At 70.1% G+C, this 2740-nt stretch carries 4 protein-coding genes; 3 read left to right on the forward strand and 1 reads right to left on the reverse strand.

The window, feature by feature from the left end; all coding sequences use genetic code 11:
- The first annotated feature begins 13 nt into the window (after positions 1 to 13).
- The 3 genes from ACYQ5L_RS05060 (at position 14) to ACYQ5L_RS05070 (ending at position 2020) form a co-directional block, all read left to right on the forward strand.
- The gene (locus ACYQ5L_RS05060; RefSeq protein ID WP_459955853.1) at positions 14 to 358 is read left to right on the forward strand and encodes a hypothetical protein; all 345 of its coding nucleotides are present in this window, start codon (positions 14 to 16) and stop codon (positions 356 to 358) included.
- A gap of 118 nt (positions 359 to 476) precedes the next feature.
- Positions 477 to 794 (forward strand): type VII secretion target, encoded by a 318-nt coding sequence (locus tag ACYQ5L_RS05065; RefSeq protein ID WP_459955854.1) that lies wholly within the window; start codon positions 477 to 479, stop codon positions 792 to 794.
- Positions 791 to 2020 (forward strand): hypothetical protein, encoded by a 1230-nt coding sequence (locus ACYQ5L_RS05070; protein ID WP_459955855.1) that lies wholly within the window; start codon positions 791 to 793, stop codon positions 2018 to 2020. The genes ACYQ5L_RS05065 and ACYQ5L_RS05070 overlap by 4 nt, the downstream gene beginning before the upstream one ends.
- A gap of 242 nt (positions 2021 to 2262) precedes the next feature.
- Here ACYQ5L_RS05070 and ACYQ5L_RS05075 read toward each other — a convergent pair whose 3' ends face one another.
- Positions 2263 to 2727: a hypothetical protein gene (locus tag ACYQ5L_RS05075; protein WP_459955857.1), complete on the reverse strand. Its 465-nt coding sequence runs from the start codon at positions 2725 to 2727 to the stop codon at positions 2263 to 2265.
- Between the last annotated feature and the right edge of the window lie 13 nt (positions 2728 to 2740).

The raw sequence follows: 2740 nt of genomic DNA on the forward strand, positions 1-2740 counted from the left end.
GGCAGGTACGGCAATGACAATCGATGATGTTCCGTTCCCGACCCAGTTCACCGTCGCGTCGCGGACCGGCGCCGTGGTGGTGACCACCACGGAGGTCGGCCTGCCGATCGCCCTCGAAGTGGAGCGCGATCAGCTGCGCGGGGATACCGCGCCGCTGGCCGCGGAGATTCTGCGGCTGTGCAAGCAGGCGGCCAACCGGGCGGGGTTGGAGCGGCGGGCGCAGTTGCAGGCGGCCGGGCTGGCGCCGGAGATGCTGGCGCTCACCGGGCTTCCGACCGTGGAGGAGGTGACGCGGCAGGAGTATGTGGAGGAGCAGGATTACGAGACCGAACCGGACAGCTGGCTGCGTCCTATCTGATCCGGGCGTCCACCCTGTGTTCACCGGCCCAACGGCGAGTTGGTGAAGTTTTTCCTATACGAGGCGAATCTTCGCTCTGTATAGTTCATTTCGAATTGATCTTCCTGATGGGGGAATCATGAGCCACGTCCTTGCAACACCCGACGCGATCCGTCAGTACGGCGCGGCGAACGCCGCGATCGCCTCCACGGTGGCCACCGCCGCCTCGGTCGACACCGTGGCCACCGTCGCCGCGGTCGTCCCGGTCTTCGGCCTGATCGGCCAGGACTTCCTGCTGAGTTTCGCTGCCGCCCAGGGCAACCACTACGCCTCGACCGCGGAGCTGGCGGCCGTGCACGCGGGCACCGCGCTCACCGCGTACGAGGCCGCCGCCACCTACGAGGGCGTCGACGGCCACTCCGGCGCCAACTTCGTCGCGCACGCGAAGGAGCTATGACGACGCCGTCCGGGCAGGGGCCGCTCGACATAGCTGTTTCCGAGGTGCTGCGCGGGACGGCACTGGGTCCGGCGCTGGACCGCCCGATCAATGACATCCTGCGCGAGATGGGGCTGCCCGCACTGCCTCAGCTCCCGTCCGTGCCGCCGCTGCCGGAGCTGCCCCCGCTCCCGGTGATCGACCTGAGCGCGCTGACGCGCCCGCTCACCGATATCGCGGCCTCGTTCGGCACCGGCCAGCTCGGTCAGATCGGCCAGGGCATCGATCCGTCGAAGGCCCTGGAGGGCGTCTCGACCGCGCTGACCACGATCATGTCCATTGCGCAGTCGGTCATGTCGCTGGCCTCCCAGCAGTGGTCGGGCCAGGGCGCGACCGGGGCGGCCGAGAAGAGCGCCGCGGCGGCGACGAACGCCGCACAGCTGCAAGCCCAGAACGTGCAGGAGAAAACGGTTCTCGCGGGCGCCGCGGGCACGGTGGCCACCGGCGCGGCGCAGATGACGGCCATCATCACCAAGTTCGTCACGGCCCTCACCATCTCGGCCCCGTTCCTGGCGACCCCGCCCGGTCAGGTCTTCCTGCTGTCCATGGCGAGCGAAACCGCCGCAGAGGCAATGGCCGTCGTCGGCGTGACGCGCGCGGACCTGACCGTGAAAAGCGCCGAAATGACCAAGGCGGGCGAGAAGGTGGACGTCACCAACGCCCCCGACGGCGTCGACTCCCTCTCCCAGGTCACCCAGATCCTGGGCATGCTCTCGCCGCTCATGAGCGCCGCCACCACCGGCGCCCAGACCGTCCAGCAGACACTGGAATCCATTGCGGCCGAGCAGACCGTCGACACCCCGGTCGAAGACGTCTCCGTCGACCAGCCCTTCGACGGCGGCCTCGGCGCCGGCGGCGCGGGCGTCCCCCTCGGCGCGATCGCGGGCGCCGCACCCCTGAGCCAGTGGTCCGGCGCGCGCACCGTCCCGGCCGGCACGTCGACTCCGGCCCCCGTGGCCGAGCCGGTGTCCGCGCCCCGCAATGCCACCGCCATGGGCCCCGGCGGCATGATTCCGCCCATGGGCGCGGGCATGCACCACCGCGGCGGCATCGACGAGTCCGATCAGGAAGTACGCACGGAACTGGTCACCGCCGAACACGGCGACGAGGTCGTCGGCGAACTCGGCAATACCGGTGTGCCGGTGGTCGGCGCGGTCGGCGCGGCCACGCCGAAGACCGCCACCTAGCGGCCGGATTCTCGCTCCGCGGCGCCGCACTTGTCACGCACGTGCGGCGCTGCGCCGTGTGCGGGTGTCACACGGCGGGGCCGGGCGGTGTCTTCATGTGGACCCGGGCGGCGAATTCGACTCCACCATCAGCCCGGTGATCGAATCCGGCCGGATCACCCACCTCTACTCGGTCCGCAACCCGCACAAACTCGCCCACCTGAGCGTCCCCACCCCCTCACCCGAACCTGAAGGGTCCAAGGCTATCGGGCGGGGTGGTCGATCTGGCGGGGCATGGGGGCGCCTTCGTCGGAGTCGGGCTCGAAGGCGGGGGTGGAGCCGGCCATGCTGAGGTAGCCGTTGATGCTCTGGGTGATGGTGAGGCCGTAGCCGTCGGGGGTGCGGGTGTAGCCGGTGCGCGGGCGGGCGGCGCCGCGGGTTTCGGTGGGCCAGCCCCGGGCGGTCCAGATCTGCATGATCAGGTCGAAGTAGTGGTCGGAGGTGTCGGGGGTGGTGCCGAGCACCCAGTAGCGGATGTCGAAGAACTCCAGGAGGTTGTCCGGATCGGCGGCGTCCCAGGGGAGGTTGACGCCTTCGTGCAGGCCCGCTTTGGGGAGTTCGGGGTGATACAGGACCAGGGACAGTCCGGCGGGCAGGGCGCGCAGGGTCTCGGTGAAGTGCCCGAGCAGTCCTGCACGGACGGCGGCCTGAGTGGATGCCGGGGGCATGCGGTTCCTCATT

This window comes from Nocardia sp. IFM 10818, from assembly GCF_054655275.1.